The sequence below is a fragment of the Microbacterium sp. CFH 31415 genome (genome assembly GCF_022538185.1).
Taxonomy (GTDB): Bacteria; Actinomycetota; Actinomycetes; order Actinomycetales; family Microbacteriaceae; genus Microbacterium.
The window spans coordinates 93,473-107,795 of sequence record NZ_JAKYXC010000002.1; the positions used below are offsets into that span (position 1 = coordinate 93,473).

The window sequence follows — 14,323 nt, forward strand, 5'->3', positions numbered from 1 at the left end:
GCCGACGCACGGGCCTGGGCGCCGACGCCCGTCTCGCCCCTCCGGGAGGATTCGAACCCCCGACCTGGCGGGTAGAAACCGCTCGCTCTGTCCCCTGAGCTACGGAGGGAAGGGTCCCACCAGGCTATCGGTTCGCCGGATCGCGTGCCGGATGCTGGCATCCGTGCGTGTCCGGGCGTAGCGTCGGCATCGGACGCATCGAAAGGAGTTCACCATGAGCACCACAGAGACGCACCACACCCTGTGGGTGGCCTACGGCCCGTCGGGTGTCGTCGGCAGCATCCGCAAGGACGACGACGGCTACACGGTCACGATGGCAGGCGCCGACTCCGTCGCGGGCACGTATCCGTCGATGGAGATCGCCAAGAGCGCTCTGCACTCCCGGATGACGCCGGGCAGCGATTGGCCCGAGTTCCGGGAGCACTGACCGTCGCTGGCACGGTGAGGACGGTGGGAGTGGATGCCCCTCCCGCCGCCCGTCAGCTGTGCGAGGGAGAGCCGACCGGGGTCGCCTGGTCTCCGGCGGACTCCGCGGGGAGAGCGGTCCGGCGCGTGTCGAGCAGCGGCAGGGCGATGTGCACGAGTGGGCCGATCAGGAACGCGAAGAGCACGGTGCCGATGCCCACGGTACCGCCGAGCAGCCAGCCGATGCCGAGGACTGTGAGCTCGACCAGCGCTCGGCACGTCCAGATCGGCCACCCGAGCCGCTTGTGCATTCCCGTCATGAGCCCGTCACGGGGTCCTGGCCCGAAGTGCGCGCCGATGTACAGACCAGATGCGATCGCGACGGTGACGATGCCTCCGAGCAGGACCGCGAACTGGGCGACGACGCCCGAGATCGGCGGGAACACCCACAGCACGACCTGCATGCTCGTTCCCACGAGCAGGATGTTCGCGATCGTGCCGACGCCGGGCTTCTGGCGGAGGGGGATCCAGAGCAGGAGCACGAAGAACCCGAGGATGTTGGCGATCCAGCCGATGCCGATGCCGGTGTGGATCGACAGGCCCTCGGCGAGAACCGTCCACGGGTCGACACCGAGTCCGGCCTCGACGGTCATCGCGCAGCCGACCCCGTACAGCACCAGACCGACGAAGAGCTGGATCACACGACGAGTCATAAGTCCATCCAATCGCAGGATTGGCATGTGTGAAACAGTCCAATGTGCGTATTCTGGCTCCCATGGATTCGAGGATCTCTGCTCGTGCACTCGGTGTGGCCCTCGGTGGGTGGCGCACGCGTGAGCCGGCCTACGAGGCGTTGGCCGATGGCATCCGCCTCCTCTGCCTCGACAACCGGCTGGCGCCGCGCACGGCTCTACCGGCCGAGCGGGAGCTCGCGGCCGCTCTGCATCTGAGCCGGAGCACCGTCGCTGCGGCGTACCGGAGCCTCCGCGAGACCGGCCACATCACGAGCCTCCGTGGGTCGGGAAGCGTGACGCTTCCGCTGCGGCGCCACGACCCGGGCAGGGCCTCGGCCGCGGACGGCGCCGTCGACCTCCAGCAGGCGAGCCCGCCGGCCTGGCCCGGCCTCGCCGGGATCATGGCGGACGTCGCCGGCGGGGCGGCGTCGCTGGTGTCGCGGGTCGGGTACGACGTGCTCGGGAGCGTGGAGCTGCGAGAGGCGATCGCCGCGCACTACGAACGGCGCGGCATTCCGACCTCGCCGAGTGAGGTGCTCGTCACCACCGGCGCGCAGAGCGCGATCCACCTCGTCGCCTCCGTGCTGCTCGGACGCGGCGATCGCGTCGTGATCGAGACGCCGACATACCCGCACGCCGCCGATGCCCTGCGACGGGCGGGTGCACGCCTCGTCGGAGTGCCGGTGACGACGGATGCCGGGTGGGATCTCGACCGGGCGGAACAGGCCTTCGCGCGCACGCTGCCCGTGATGGCGTACCTCATGCCCGACTTCCAGAACCCCACGGGGCGATCGATGTCGGCTCTCGAGCGCGACGCCTTCCTCCTCGCGGGGGAGCGGGCCGGATCCGTGCTCGTCCTCGACGAGACGACTGCCGACCTCGACATCGATCGGGGGCCGGTCGATGCCGGCTTCACCGGCGGAGATCCGTCGAGCGTGGTGCGGATCGGGTCGCTGGGAAAGACGGTGTGGGGAGGTCTGCGCGTCGGCTGGATCCGCGCCGAGGGCGATCTCGTCCGGCGGTTCGTGGCTGCTCGCCCCGCGCATGACCTCGGCACGCCGGAGTTCGAGCAGGCCGTCGCGGCTGCCCTGTTCTCGGACTTCGCCGGCATCACGGCGCAGCGGTCCTCGCTTCTGCGCGCCGGTCGCGATGCGCTCGTCGCCGCGCTGGGGTCGGAACTGCCGGAGTGGCGGGTGCCGACGACACACGGCGGAGTCTCGTTGTGGATCGAACTGGACGCCGCACTCAGCTCCGCTCTCGTGATGGACGTGCGATCGCGGGGAGTCCTGCTCTCGGCAGGTCCGCGCTTCTCGGTGGAGGGTGGCCACGACAGGCACCTGCGCCTGCCGTTCACGTCGCCCCCCGACGAACTCGTGCGCGCTGTGGCGGCGCTGGCCGAATCGTGGCGACGCGTGAAGGCCGGTGCCCCCGTGTCGATCGTGGACCAGCTCGAGTCGGTCGTCTGACGCGCAGCCGCCGCCCGTGGCGTCGCGTCCGCCGCCCGTGGCGTCTTGAGTCCTGGCGCTCCTGTCACCGGGCGAAGCGGATGCAGTCGATCGCGTCGTCGGCCGACCAGAACTCGCCGAGCTCGAGGAAGGCGCGTGTCGCCGCCTGGAAACGCCGTGCGCGATACCGGATGCCCGAGCACTCGGGGAGCGCCTGGAGATGGCCGATCACGCGGCCGCCGCGGTCGATGACGCGCCACAGCGACGGTGCTGCAGCGGCCAGGCGTACGGGAACACCCGGCGCGGGGGTGGGTGCGGCGATCTGGCGCTCTTCGGAAAGTCTCATCGGAACTCCTCTCGAGTCGAACATATGTGCGACCTCCGACATCTCTCTCGTCGAGCACCCTCCCTGGCTCCTCCACAGAATCCCTGGTGCGAGGGCGATCCCCAGAACGGGGAGCGGGCTGAGTGTCCTCCCGTCTCATGCCCCAGCCTGGTGACACCGCCGGCGCCTGCCGGGCACACAGGCGCCGGCGGGCCGGAGACCGTCTCCGGATCGAGAGGAGACCGCCCATGAACGACAGCATCACCATCACCGGCAACGTCGCGACCGAGCCGCAGCACAAACGAACTGCGGCAGGCGTGCCGATCACGACCTTCCGGGTGGCGAGCGGCCAGCGCCGCTACGACCGCGCCAGCGACGCATGGGTCGACTCGGAGACGAACTTCTACTCGGTGTCCGCCTTCCGAGGGCTCGCCGAGCATGCGTTCCAGTCATTGCGCAGGGGCGAGCGGGTGATCCTCAACGGCAGGCTGCGCGTACGCAACTGGGACAACGGAACGAAGAGCGGCACCGACGTCGAGATCGAAGCCGACGCGATCGGTCACGACCTGATGTGGGGCACGACGACGTTCGTGAAGGCCGCCCGTGCCGCCTCGGTTCCGTCCGCCGACGCCGCCGCTGCAGACGCGTGGGCGGCGCCCGGAGACGCGGAGGGCGATACGACCGATGCGACGCCCGCCCCGACGTGGAGTGCGCCCGGCGAGGAGGCCGGGGCACGGGAACCGGCTGACGTGGAGACGCCGTCCTGACTCCGAGCGGAACTCGCGATGCCGGGCCCTAGACTCTGTCCGTGGCCCGACATCCCGAGTGCTCCGTCCGCCGCGCGCGGACGCGTGCGGGCCTCCGGATCGCCGGTCCCGCGCTCGTCGTGGCCGCTGCCTGCGCTCTGGCGGCGTGCACGGCAGTCGGGCCGATCGGACCAGCCGACCCGGAGCAGACCGCCACCGGCTCGCCCACCGCAACCTCGTCGGCTGCCCCGCCCCCATCTGCGCCGGCGTTGCTTCCCGACTCATCGGCCGCCGAGAACCTGCCGTTCTTCTCCTCGATCGTCGATCAGGTGTGGGCGACGGAGAACAGAGCGGCAGGTCGTGCCTATATCGACGCGCTCGTCGAAGGTGGCTTCGACAAGGCGGCGATGGAGGTCACCCATGACACCTCCACCGTGGGCAACCCGGCTGAGAGCATCCAGTTCGCCGTCCGCTGGCAGGATGAGTGCCTCGTCGGGCAGGTCGGCCCGGCGACGGGCGAGCCCTACACGGTGGTCGTACCCGTCCTCGCCGAGGGGACCTGCCTCGTGGGCGACACGCGTCCGATCGACTGGTGAGCGCCTTTCCCCGGCGCGTGCCGCATAGCGGCAGGCCTCGGAGGCGGCGTACGGCCGGTAGGCTGGGACGCCGACGTCGTCAGGCTTAGGAGAACGTTCACAAGACATGGCTGAATACATCTACTCGATGGTCCGCGCCCGCAAGGCGGTCGGAGACAAGCTCATCCTCGATGACGTCACGATGGCGTTCCTCCCCGGGGCGAAGATCGGCATGGTCGGTCCGAACGGCGCCGGAAAGTCGACGATCCTCAAGATCATGGCCGGCCTGGACACGCCGTCGAACGGCGAGGCGAAGCTCAGCCCCGGCTTCAGTGTCGGCATCCTCATGCAGGAGCCCGAGCTCGACGAGTCCAAGACCGTGCTCGAGAACATCCAGGACGGCATCGCGATCAAGGCGAAGCTCGACCGCTTCAACGAGATCTCGGCGCTCATGGCCGACCCCGACGCCGACTTCGACGCGCTCCTCGCCGAGATGGGCGTGCTTCAGGAGGAGATCGACGCCGCTGACGCGTGGGACCTCGACTCGCAGCTCGAGCAGGCGATGGATGCACTGCGCACTCCGCCCGGCGATGCCCAGATCGCCCCGCTCTCCGGTGGTGAGAAGCGTCGTGTCGCGCTCACGAAGCTTCTGCTTCAGAAGCCCGATCTCCTGCTCCTCGACGAGCCCACGAACCACCTCGATGCCGAGAGCGTCCTGTGGCTCGAGCAGCACCTGCAGAAGTACCCCGGCGCCGTGATCGCGATCACGCACGACCGGTACTTCCTCGACAACGTCGCTGAATGGATCGCCGAGGTCGACCGCGGGCGACTGATCGGCTACGAGGGCAACTACTCGACCTATCTCGAGAAGAAGGGCGAGCGCCTTGCCATCCAGGGCAAGAAGGACGCGAAGCTCGCCAAGCGCCTGGCCGAAGAGCTCGAGTGGGTCCGCTCCAACGCGAAGGGCCGCCAGGCGAAGTCGAAGGCCCGGCTCGCGCGCTACGAAGAGATGGCGGCCGAGGCAGACCGTACGCGGAAGCTCGATTTCGAGGAGATCACCATCCCGCCGGGCCCGCGCCTGGGCAGCATCGTCATCGAGGCCAAGAAGCTGCAGAAGGGCTTCGACGGCCGATCCCTGATCGATGGTCTGAGCTTCAGCCTCCCGCCGAACGGCATCGTGGGCGTCATCGGTCCCAACGGCGTCGGCAAGACGACCCTGTTCAAGACCATCGTGGGGCTCGAACCGCTCGACGGCGGCGACCTGAAGATCGGCGAGACGGTCAAGATCAGCTACGTCGACCAGTCGCGCGCCAGCATCGACCCGAACAAGACGCTGTGGGAGGTCGTGTCCGACGGACTCGACATCATCACGGTGGGCAAGACCGAGATCCCGTCGCGGGCGTACGTGTCGAAGTTCGGCTTCAAGGGGCCCGACCAGCAGAAGAAGGCCGGCGTGCTCTCCGGTGGTGAGCGCAACCGCCTCAATCTGGCGCTGACGCTCAAGGAGGGCGGCAACCTGCTGCTGCTCGACGAGCCGACCAACGACCTCGACGTCGAGACGCTGCAGTCGCTCGAGAACGCGCTTCTCGAGTTCCCCGGCTGCGCCGTGGTGATCACGCACGACCGGTGGTTCCTCGACCGCATCGCCACGCACATCCTGGCGTACGAGGGCACCGACGAGGACCCCGACAAGTGGTACTGGTTCGAGGGCAACTTCGAGGCGTACGAGGAGAACAAGATCGAACGCCTCGGGCCCGACGCGGCCAAGCCGCACCGCTCGGCCTACCGCAAGCTCACCCGTGACTGACGACCGCCCGGCAGGCGCCGCCGGCGGGCGGCGCCTGCACATCCCCATCCACCTGCGGTGGGCAGACCTCGACGCGTTCAATCACGTCAACAACACCTCGATGCTCAAACTGCTCGAGGAGGCGCGGGTGCGCGCGTTCTGGGTCCCCGGGCCGGGGGAGGACGCCCCCGACACCGCCGTGCTCGACTCGAGCATCTTCAGCGGGGTGCTCACGCTCATCGCCCGTCAGGAGATCGAGTACCTCGCGCCCGTGCCGTATCAGCGGCACCCGCTCGACGTGCAGATGTGGTTCGCGAAGCTGGGCGGGTCGAGCATCGAGGTCTGCTACGAAGTGTGTAGCCCCGTCGAGATGGCCGTGGACGGCGTCCAGACGGTGCTGGCCCGAGCGACGACCGTCGTCGTCAAGGTGGACGCGGAGAGCGGACGCCCGTTGCGGCTGTCCGCGACGGAACGGGCCGCCTGGTCGCCGTACCTCGGAGAGCCGGTCACCTACGCCCACCGCCGCTGAGCCCGGCAAAGGGCTGAGCCAGGGCGGCGCGCTCACCCCGCTTCGGGCACGCGCACCATGATCTCCTGCGCGACGCTCGCCAGCAGCGTGCCGTCGTGCGAGTAGACGCGCCCGGTCGCCAGTCCGCGCCCGCCTCGTGCCGACGGGGACTCCTGGACGTACAGCATCCACTCGTCCACTCGCCCGAAGCGGTGATACCACATCGCGTGGTCCAGGCTGGCGACCTTGAGGCCCCGCGTCGCCCATGCGATGCCGTGGGCGCGCAGGATCGACTCCTGGATCGTCAGATCGCTGAGGTACGCCAGAGCTGCGCGGTGGATCGCCGGTGAGTCGGGGATCGGCCGGCGCACCTTCATCCACACGGCCTGGCTGGGCGCGCGCTCCCCTTCGACCGTGAGGTAGATCGGCGACGGCACGTGACGCAGATCCACCGGACGGTCGGTGAACAGTCGCTTGGACATCGGATGCAGTCCGTGCAGGTGCGACTCGATGTCGGGAAGCTCGTCGGGGGCCGGGACGCCCTCGGGCATCGGGGCCTGGTGGTCGATCCCGGGATCCTCGTCCTGGAAGGAGGCGATCATCGAGAAGATCGGCACACCCTCCTGGTAGGCCTGCGTGCGCCGGGTCGAGAACGAGCGTCCGTCGTGGATGCGGTCCACGGCGAAGGTGATGCCCTTCGCCGAATCGCCGGGACGGAGGAAGTAACCGTGCATGGAGTGCACGTGGCGGTCGACGGGCGTGGTTCGGGCTGCGGCCACCAGGGACTGCGCCAGCACCTGTCCGCCGTACACCCGGCCCAGCGGCATGGACTGCGAGACGCCCGTGAAGATGTCCTCCTCCGTGCGCGCGTCCGATCCCGCGAGATCCAGCACGGACAGCATCGACGCGACGGGATCGGGGTCGGGCTCCCACTCGGCCTGTTCCACGCGACTCCCTTCCGGGCGCGCACGGCGCCTGTCGTTCCGCTTGGTAGCTTAGGGGCGATGCCTCCCCGCCTGATCCTCGCCGACGCCGAGTCGGCGGCTGACGTCCTCACCTTCGCCGGCCGAGCGGATCGTTTCACCGATGAAGGCGTGCGGCTCCAGGCGACGGGCGGGGTACTCGTGATGACGTCGGCACCGCTGGCCCCGCGCGGAATCGGCGACGCGACCCCGACGGTGCTCGCGATGAGAACGGTCGCAGCCGACCCCGAACTCGTGTGCGACCTGGCGGTCGAGGCATCCGCTCTGCGCGCCGTCCCCGGCGAGCCGTCGGCGGTCGAGCTGCCCGAGACGGCCCTCTCACCGGCATGGGCAGGTATCACTCCGCCGCGCGGCGGCTGGACGGAGCGTGAGGGCATCGATGCGTCGATGCTCGCCGCGAAGGCGCAGGGCGGCATCGCCCGGGTCGCCGAGGCGGTTCCGACCGACGCCGGCGAGGACATCGTGCGCGCGATCCGGGCGACGGTGTGGGGCGAGCCCGATGACGAACTGGGCGGGCTTCCCCTCGGCGTCGCCTACGCGGCACTCAGCATGGGCTTCATCAGCGGTGCCGAGACCGCGCGCGTGCGCGTCAATGTGCCGTGGACGCGCGTCAGCCTGGAGCGAGGCCACGTGGTCGTGCGCGGCCCCGCGGTCATGGGACTCACGCCGGTCCGGCGCACCGGAGCCCGCGACAGCTGATCGGCTCAAACCGCGGCGGCGGCCGCCCGTCCGGCCGTGCGGCCTGAGAAGAGGCAACCGCCCACGAACGTGCCCTCGAGAGCGCGGTAGCCGTGGACGCCCCCGCCGCCGAAGCCGCTGGCCTCACCCGCCGCGAACAGGCCGGGAATCGGCTGGCCGCCCGCGCCGAGCGCGCGCGCCGACAGGTCGGTCTCGATGCCGCCGAGCGACTTGCGCGTGAGCACATGGAGCTTCACGGCGATCAGCGGCCCACACGCGGGGTCGAGGATACGGTGCGGGTTGGCGGTGCGAATCAGCTTGTCGCCGCGGTACGACCGCGCCGAGCGCAGCATGGCGATCTGCGCGTCCTTGGTGAAGTCGTTGTCGATCTCACGATCGCGCGCCTCGACCTCGAACCGCACGCGGTCGCCGTCGAGCACCTCGCCGCCCGGAAGCGCCTTCATGCCGGCGATCAGGTCGTCGAGGTCGTCGCGCACGATGAAGTCGGCGCCCCTGTCCATGAAGGCCTGCACCGGCCCGGCGGCTCCCTTGCCGAGGCGCGACTTCGCCAGCAGCTTCACGTCCTTGCCGGTGAGGTCGGGGTTCTGCTCGCTGCCCGAGAGGGTGAACTCCTTCTCGATGATCTTCTGCGACAGCACGAACCACGAGTGGTCGTGGCCGGTCGCACGCAGGTGCGCGAGCGTGCCCAGGGTGTCGAAGCCGGGGAAGAGCGGCACCGGCAGGCGCTGGCCGGTCGCGTCGAGCCACACCGACGACGGGCCGGGGAGGATGCGGATGCCGTGATCCGGCCACACCGGATCCCAGTTCTGGATGCCCTCGACGTAGTGCCACATGCGGTCGCCGTTGATCAGGTTGGCGCCAGCGGCCGACGACACCTCCTGCATCGAGCCGTCGACGTACGCGGGGACGCCCGTGACCATCGTCTGCGGCGCAGTGCCGAGACGCTCCGGCCACCACTTGCGGACGAGCTCGTGATTGCCCCCGATGCCGCCCGACGACACGATCGTCGCTCCCGCGGTCACGGCGAACGAGCCGACGACCTCGCGCGACGAGGCGTACCCGCGCGCGGCGCCGGACGGCGCGAGCACGTCGCCTTCGGCCCCGGTCACGACCCCGCCGGTCACCGTGAGCGAAGTGACCTTGTGGCGCGGGAGGATCGTGATCCGCCCCTGCGTCTCGGCGGCCTCGACGTCGGACTGGAAGGGCGCGACGATGCCCGGGCCCGTGCCCCACGTGATGTGGAAGCGCGGCACCGAGTTGCCGGGGCCCGTGGCGGTGTAGCCGCCGCGCTCGGCCCAGCCGACGACCGGGAAGAACCGCACGCCCTTCTCGCGCAGCCAGCTGCGCTTCTCCTCGTGCGCGAACTGCAGGTACGCCTCGGCCCAGCGCTTCGGCCAGGCATCTTCGTCGCGATCGAAGCCCGCGTTGCCGAACCAGTCCTGCCGGGCGAGCTCGAGCGAGTCCTTGATGCCCATGCGCCGCTGCTCGGGCGAGTCGACGAAGAAGAGCCCGCCGAACGACCACCACGCCTGGCCGCCGAGATTCGAGCGGGGCTCCTGATCGACGATCACGACCCGCTTGCCCGCGGCGACGGCCTCGCTCGCGGCCACGAGCCCGGCGAGGCCCCAGCCGATCACGAGGACGTCCGCGGAGTGGGTGGCGGGCACAGCGGGCATGTCGACTCCTTTGTCGGGTGCGAGTTCGTCTGGTGCGAGTTCGTGGGTTGCGAGGTGGTGCGGGGTCGGGTCAGGGCGTCGCGTCGCCACGCGCAGATGGTTCGGCGGTGAGCGGTATGGCCGAGCGCGGGGCGCCCGCCTCGGGAGCGTTGGGGCGGGATGCCGCGTCACGTCCGTTCGCGGCCGGGCCGATGCCGGTCGGCTCGAACGTGTTCACCATCGCATGCGCGGCGCGGTGCAGGTAGTCCCACAGCGTGGCCTCGTGCAGCGGCGAGAGCTTCAGGTCGTCCACCGCCGTGCGCATGTGCGCGAGCCAGCGGTCGCGGGCGTCGGGGTTGACATGGAACGGCACGTGGCGCATGCGCAGCCGCGGGTGGCCGCGCTGCTCGCTGTAGGTCGTCGGACCGCCCCAGTACTGCTCGAGGAACATCGTGAGACGCTCCTTTGCAGGCCCGAGGTCGTCCTCGGGATACATCGGGCGCAGCACCTCGTCCTCGGCGACACCGCGGTAGAAGACGTCGACGAGCCGCACGAAGGCCTCGTGACCGCCGATCTCGTCGTAGAAGCTCAGTGGCGCTGCATCCGTCATGGGGTGGCCTTCGGGTCGTCGCCGGGCGTTTCCGGCGGAAGCGTCTTGGGCGTGCGCTTGGGCTTCCACACGGGACGGGAGGCTGCGGGCGGGGGAGTCACCGCGGTCGGCTTGGTCTTCGGGGGGTTGGCGCCGCGCACGCGCAGGGCGCCCTCGATGCCGGAGGGCATGATCGTGTTGAGTGCCGGCAGTGTGATGCCTGCCTCGTCGAGCGCCTTCTTCAAGCGCATGCGGAGCTCCCGCGCGACGTCGTCCTTGGCGTTGGCGCGGGTCTTCATGACCAGGCGGATCACGAGCGCGTCGCCCGAGATCGACTCGAGTCCCCAGACCTCGGGCTGCTCGAGGATGCGGGTGCGCCACTTCGCGTCCTTCGCGAGGCCCTTGGCGGTCGTGAGCATGAGATGCTCGACCTCGTCGATGTCGGCGTCCACCGGGATCGACAGATCGACGATGACGCGCGACCACCCCTGTGACAGGTTGCCGATGCGGGTGATCTCGCCGTTGCGCACGTACCAGAGCGTGCCGTTGACATCGCGCACATGGGTGACGCGCACGCTGACGTACTCGACGATCCCCGAGGCGAGCCCGAGGTCGACGACGTCGCCGATGCCCACCTGGTCTTCGGCGACGATGAAGATGCCGTTGAGCACATCCTTGACGATGTTCTGCGCGCCGAAGCCGAGGCCGGCACCGACGGCCGCTGTGAGCAGCGTGAGCGAGCCGAGGGCATTCGGGGCCAGGACGTTCACGATCAGCAGCAGCGCGATGATGACGACGGTCACATTGACGATGTTCTGCAGGATCGAGCCGAGCGTGCGGGTGCGCTGCACCAGTCGCACCGACGCGAGAGGCGAGCGCTCCAGCGCCTGCGTGTCGTCGACATTGGCCTTCGACTTGGCCCCATTGACGATGCGGTTCACGACGCGGCGGATGACGAAGCGCAGAATCCACACGACGATGACGGCGCCGATGAGGATGCCGACGACGCTGAGCGCGGCCCAGCCGGCGCTCACGAGGAAGTCCAGGAACTGGGTCCACGCCGTCGGCTCCGCGGGCACTTCCGGCTCAATGACATCGAGGTGGATCATCGAGACGATCCTAACGACCGTCGCCCGTGCGTCCGCCGAGGGCGCGGCTGATCGGGCACGCTACGGAGAGACCCCCCTCCGGCACATCGGCCGAGAGGGGGGTCTTCGCGGAGCAAGGTGGTACCGCGGTACTACTGCGCGTCGCGCTCCTGGACGGCCAGGGCGCGCTCCACTCCCGCGAGGTTCTCCGCCACGAGGCGGCGGAGCGCGGGGGCTGCGTCGGCGTTCGCCTCGAGCCACGCCCGGGTCGCGTCGCGCAGCCGGACGTCGGCGAGCGGTGCCGGGTAGAGCCCGAAGATCAGGTACTCGGCGATCTTGTACGTGCGCGACTCCCACACCGGCAGCAACGAGGCGAAGTACGGCTCGATGTAGTCGCCCAGCAGCTCGCGGCCGGCCGGGTGCACGAAGCCGAGTGCGGCCGACCGCACGATCGTGTTCGGCAGGTCGTCGCTGTCGATGAGCGAGGACCAGGCGGCCGCCTTCGCTTCGGCGGTCGGCAGGGCGGCCTTCGCCTGTGCGGCGAACTCGCCGCCCTTGGCGGTGTTGTCGGCCTCCAGCGCGGTGTCGACCTCGGCCGCCGTCACGACTCCGCCCGCAGCGAGTGCGACGAGCAGCTGCCACGACAGGTCGGTGTCGATCTCGAGGCCGTCGAACGACACCTCTCCGTCGCGTACCTGGCGCACCTTCTCGACCTGCGCCGAGGTCGCGGCCGCACTCGCGAACGCGGTGACGAACTGCAGCTGGCTGTCGCTGCCGGCCGCGGCGCCCTGAGCGAGCTCCCACAGGGCGTCGGCCACCTTCTCGCGCGTGGCAGAGCGCTTCTCGGGCGCGACATACGCGTTGGCGGCGAGCTGGAGCTGCGCGAGGGTGGTGCGCACCGTGGTCGACTCGGTCTCGGAGCCGATGTTGCGCAGCACGAGGTCGACGTAATCGGACGCGGATGCCTCGGCATCGCGCGTCTGGTCCCACGCGGCTCCCCACACGAGCGAGCGGGCGAGGGGGTCGCTGATCTTGCCGAGGTGGTCGATGGCCGTCTGCAGCGAGCGCTCGTCGAGACGGATCTTGGCGTACGCCAGGTCGTCGTCGTTGAGCAGCACGAGGTCGGGGCGCTGCCGGCCCTTCAGCTCGGGGACCTCGGTCAGGTCGCCGTCGACGTCGAGTTCGATGTGGTGCACGCGTACGAGCGCGTCGCCCTCGACGTCGTAGAAGCCCACGCCCAGGCGGTGCGGGCGGATCGTCGGGTAGTCGGCGGGCGCGGTCTGCACGATCGCGAAGCGCGTGATGGCTCCGTCGACGTCGGTCACGATCTCGGGCGAGAGCGTGTTGACGCCGGCGGTCTCGAGCCACTTCCTCGACCACGTCGAGAGCTCGCGGCCGCTCGTGGTCTCGAGCTCCGCCAGCAGGTCGGAGAGCTCGGTGTTCGACCACTCGTGCTTCTTGAAGTACGCCGCCACGCCTGCGAAGAACTGCTCGATGCCGACCCACGCCGCGAGCTGCTTCAGGACCGAGCCGCCCTTGGCGTACGTGATGCCGTCGAAGTTGACCTGGACGTCTTCGAGGTCGTTGATCTGCGCGACGACGGGGTGCGTCGAGGGGAGCTGGTCCTGGCGGTACGCCCAGGTCTTCTCCATGGCGTTGAACGTGGTCCATGCTTCGGTCCACTCGGTGGCCTCGGCGGTCGCGATCGTCGACGCCCACTCGGCGAACGACTCGTTCAGCCAGAGGTCGTTCCACCACTTCATCGTGACGAGGTCGCCGAACCACATGTGGGCGAGCTCGTGCAGGATCGTGACCACGCGTCGCTCCTTGACGGCGTCGGTCACCTTCGAGCGGAAGACGTAGGACTCGGTGAAGGTCACGGCGCCCGCGTTCTCCATCGCGCCCGCGTTGAACTCCGGCACGAAGAGCTGGTCGTACTTGGCGAACGGGTACGCGTAGTCGAACTTGTCCTCGAAGTATGCGAAGCCCTGACGGGTCTTCTCGAAGATGTAATCGGCGTCGAGGTGCTGCCACAGGCTCTTGCGTCCGTAGACGCCCAGGGGGATCACGCGGCCCGACGAGCTGGTCAGCTCGGAGAAGGTCGCTTCGTACGGACCGGCGATGAGGGCGGTGATATACGACGAGATCCGCGGGGTGGCCTCGAAGGTCCACGTCGCGCTGCCGTCGCCGTGCGCCTCGGGCTCGGGAGTGGGCGAGTTCGAGACGACCTTCCAGGCGGCGGGCGCCGTGACGGTGAACTGGAACGTCGCCTTCAGATCGGGCTGCTCGAACACCGCGTACACGCGGCGCGAGTCGGGAACCTCGAACTGCGAGTAGAGGTAGACCTCGTCGTCGACCGGGTCGACGAAGCGGTGGAGGCCCTCGCCCGTGTTCGTGTAGAGGCAGTCGGCGTCGATCACGAGCTCGTTCTCGGCCTCGAGCCCGGCGAGCGCGATGCGCGACTCGGCGAACGCGGTCGCGGGGTCGATCGAACGGCCGTTGAGCGTGACCTCACGGATCTCGCGCGCGATCAGGTCGATGAACGTATCGGCTCCCGGCGTCGCCGAGAAGCGCACGACGGTGCGCGAGGAGAACACCTCAGCGCCCTTCGTCAGGTCGAGCGCGACCTCGTACGAGTGGGTGTCGATGATGGCGCGACGCTCCTGCGCCTCGCTGCGGGTGAGGTTCTCTCCAGGCACTGCTCTGCTCCCGTGGGTGAGGGTCGGTGATCTCGATACGCAACCGGGGGCCGCGCTCGAGCCGCTGGCCGCAGCGCTGATGGCGC

14 protein-coding genes and 1 tRNA gene are annotated in these 14,323 nt (G+C 69.5%); 7 read left to right on the plus strand and 8 right to left on the minus strand.

Annotated elements, in window-relative coordinates; genetic code table 11:
- Positions 1–36: 36 nt before the first annotated feature.
- Positions 37–109, minus strand: a tRNA-Arg gene (locus MK786_RS01340).
- A 105-nt stretch (positions 110–214) separates the two neighbouring features.
- On the opposite strand from MK786_RS01340, the gene MK786_RS01345 reads away from it, so the two are divergent.
- Positions 215–427: a methyltransferase gene (locus tag MK786_RS01345; protein WP_241110465.1), complete on the plus strand. Its 213-nt coding sequence runs from the start codon at positions 215–217 to the stop codon at positions 425–427.
- A 52-nt stretch (positions 428–479) separates the two neighbouring features.
- Here the strand turns inward: MK786_RS01345 and MK786_RS01350 are convergent, their stop codons facing one another.
- The gene (locus MK786_RS01350) at positions 480–1,118 is read right to left on the minus strand and encodes a hypothetical protein (protein WP_241110466.1); all 639 of its coding nucleotides are present in this window, start codon (positions 1,116–1,118) and stop codon (positions 480–482) included.
- A 62-nt stretch (positions 1,119–1,180) separates the two neighbouring features.
- On the opposite strand from MK786_RS01350, the gene MK786_RS01355 reads away from it, so the two are divergent.
- Complete coding sequence (locus MK786_RS01355) at positions 1,181–2,605, plus strand: PLP-dependent aminotransferase family protein (RefSeq protein ID WP_241110467.1); 1,425 nt, start codon at positions 1,181–1,183, stop codon at positions 2,603–2,605.
- 64 nt (positions 2,606–2,669) lie between these two features.
- Here the strand turns inward: MK786_RS01355 and MK786_RS01360 are convergent, their stop codons facing one another.
- Entirely contained in the window at positions 2,670–2,930 is a 261-nt protein-coding gene (locus MK786_RS01360) for a hypothetical protein (RefSeq protein ID WP_241110468.1), read from the minus strand.
- Between the two features lie 227 nt (positions 2,931–3,157).
- Between MK786_RS01360 and ssb the strand changes: the two genes are divergently transcribed.
- From ssb to MK786_RS01380, 4 genes are all read left to right on the plus strand, one after another.
- Positions 3,158–3,676 (plus strand): single-stranded DNA-binding protein, encoded by a 519-nt coding sequence (gene ssb / locus MK786_RS01365; protein WP_241110469.1) that lies wholly within the window; start codon positions 3,158–3,160, stop codon positions 3,674–3,676.
- 41 nt (positions 3,677–3,717) lie between these two features.
- Complete coding sequence (locus MK786_RS01370) at positions 3,718–4,251, plus strand: hypothetical protein (RefSeq protein WP_241110470.1); 534 nt, start codon at positions 3,718–3,720, stop codon at positions 4,249–4,251.
- 106 nt (positions 4,252–4,357) lie between these two features.
- Entirely contained in the window at positions 4,358–6,037 is a 1,680-nt protein-coding gene (gene ettA, locus MK786_RS01375) for an energy-dependent translational throttle protein EttA (RefSeq protein ID WP_191766852.1), read from the plus strand.
- Positions 6,030–6,545 carry a thioesterase family protein gene (locus MK786_RS01380; RefSeq protein WP_241110471.1) on the plus strand — a complete coding sequence of 172 codons (516 nt, stop codon included), beginning with the start codon at positions 6,030–6,032 and terminating at the stop codon, positions 6,543–6,545. The genes ettA and MK786_RS01380 overlap by 8 nt, the downstream gene beginning before the upstream one ends.
- Positions 6,546–6,577: 32 nt before the next feature.
- Here MK786_RS01380 and MK786_RS01385 read toward each other — a convergent pair whose 3' ends face one another.
- Complete coding sequence (locus MK786_RS01385) at positions 6,578–7,426, minus strand: acyl-CoA thioesterase II (RefSeq protein WP_241110931.1); 849 nt, start codon at positions 7,424–7,426, stop codon at positions 6,578–6,580.
- Between the two features lie 102 nt (positions 7,427–7,528).
- On the opposite strand from MK786_RS01385, the gene MK786_RS01390 reads away from it, so the two are divergent.
- Entirely contained in the window at positions 7,529–8,206 is a 678-nt protein-coding gene (locus MK786_RS01390; protein ID WP_241110472.1) for a hypothetical protein, read from the plus strand.
- Positions 8,207–8,211: 5 nt separating this feature from the next.
- Here MK786_RS01390 and MK786_RS01395 read toward each other — a convergent pair whose 3' ends face one another.
- The 4 genes from MK786_RS01395 to pepN form a co-directional block, all read right to left on the minus strand.
- Positions 8,212–10,053 (minus strand): FAD-binding dehydrogenase, encoded by a 1,842-nt coding sequence (locus MK786_RS01395; RefSeq protein ID WP_308220012.1) that lies wholly within the window; start codon positions 10,051–10,053, stop codon positions 8,212–8,214.
- Positions 9,953–10,471: a globin gene (locus MK786_RS01400; protein WP_241110474.1), complete on the minus strand. Its 519-nt coding sequence runs from the start codon at positions 10,469–10,471 to the stop codon at positions 9,953–9,955. The genes MK786_RS01395 and MK786_RS01400 overlap by 101 nt, the downstream gene beginning before the upstream one ends.
- Positions 10,468–11,559 (minus strand): mechanosensitive ion channel domain-containing protein, encoded by a 1,092-nt coding sequence (locus MK786_RS01405; protein ID WP_241110475.1) that lies wholly within the window; start codon positions 11,557–11,559, stop codon positions 10,468–10,470. Before MK786_RS01405 ends, MK786_RS01400 begins: the two co-directional genes overlap by 4 nt.
- A gap of 131 nt (positions 11,560–11,690) precedes the next feature.
- Positions 11,691–14,237 (minus strand): aminopeptidase N, encoded by a 2,547-nt coding sequence (gene pepN, locus MK786_RS01410; protein WP_241110476.1) that lies wholly within the window; start codon positions 14,235–14,237, stop codon positions 11,691–11,693.
- Positions 14,238–14,323: the final 86 nt, after the last annotated feature.

What these genes read in the sequence shown, in the direction of transcription:
- MK786_RS01390 (WP_241110472.1), top strand. Translation starts at nt 7,529, where the DNA reads ATGCCTCCCCGCCTGATCCTCGCCGACGCCGAGTCGGCGGCTGACGTC.
- MK786_RS01400 (WP_241110474.1), bottom strand. Translation starts at nt 10,471, where the DNA reads ATGACGGATGCAGCGCCACTGAGCTTCTACGACGAGATCGGCGGTCAC.
- MK786_RS01405 (WP_241110475.1), bottom strand. Translation starts at nt 11,559, where the DNA reads ATGATCCACCTCGATGTCATTGAGCCGGAAGTGCCCGCGGAGCCGACG.
- MK786_RS01345 (WP_241110465.1), top strand. Translation starts at nt 215, where the DNA reads ATGAGCACCACAGAGACGCACCACACCCTGTGGGTGGCCTACGGCCCG.
- ssb (WP_241110469.1), top strand. Translation starts at nt 3,158, where the DNA reads ATGAACGACAGCATCACCATCACCGGCAACGTCGCGACCGAGCCGCAG.
- MK786_RS01350 (WP_241110466.1), bottom strand. Translation starts at nt 1,118, where the DNA reads ATGACTCGTCGTGTGATCCAGCTCTTCGTCGGTCTGGTGCTGTACGGG.
- MK786_RS01355 (WP_241110467.1), top strand. Translation starts at nt 1,181, where the DNA reads ATGGATTCGAGGATCTCTGCTCGTGCACTCGGTGTGGCCCTCGGTGGG.
- MK786_RS01360 (WP_241110468.1), bottom strand. Translation starts at nt 2,930, where the DNA reads ATGAGACTTTCCGAAGAGCGCCAGATCGCCGCACCCACCCCCGCGCCG.
- MK786_RS01385 (WP_241110931.1), bottom strand. Translation starts at nt 7,426, where the DNA reads ATGCTGTCCGTGCTGGATCTCGCGGGATCGGACGCGCGCACGGAGGAG.
- ettA (WP_191766852.1), top strand. Translation starts at nt 4,358, where the DNA reads ATGGCTGAATACATCTACTCGATGGTCCGCGCCCGCAAGGCGGTCGGA.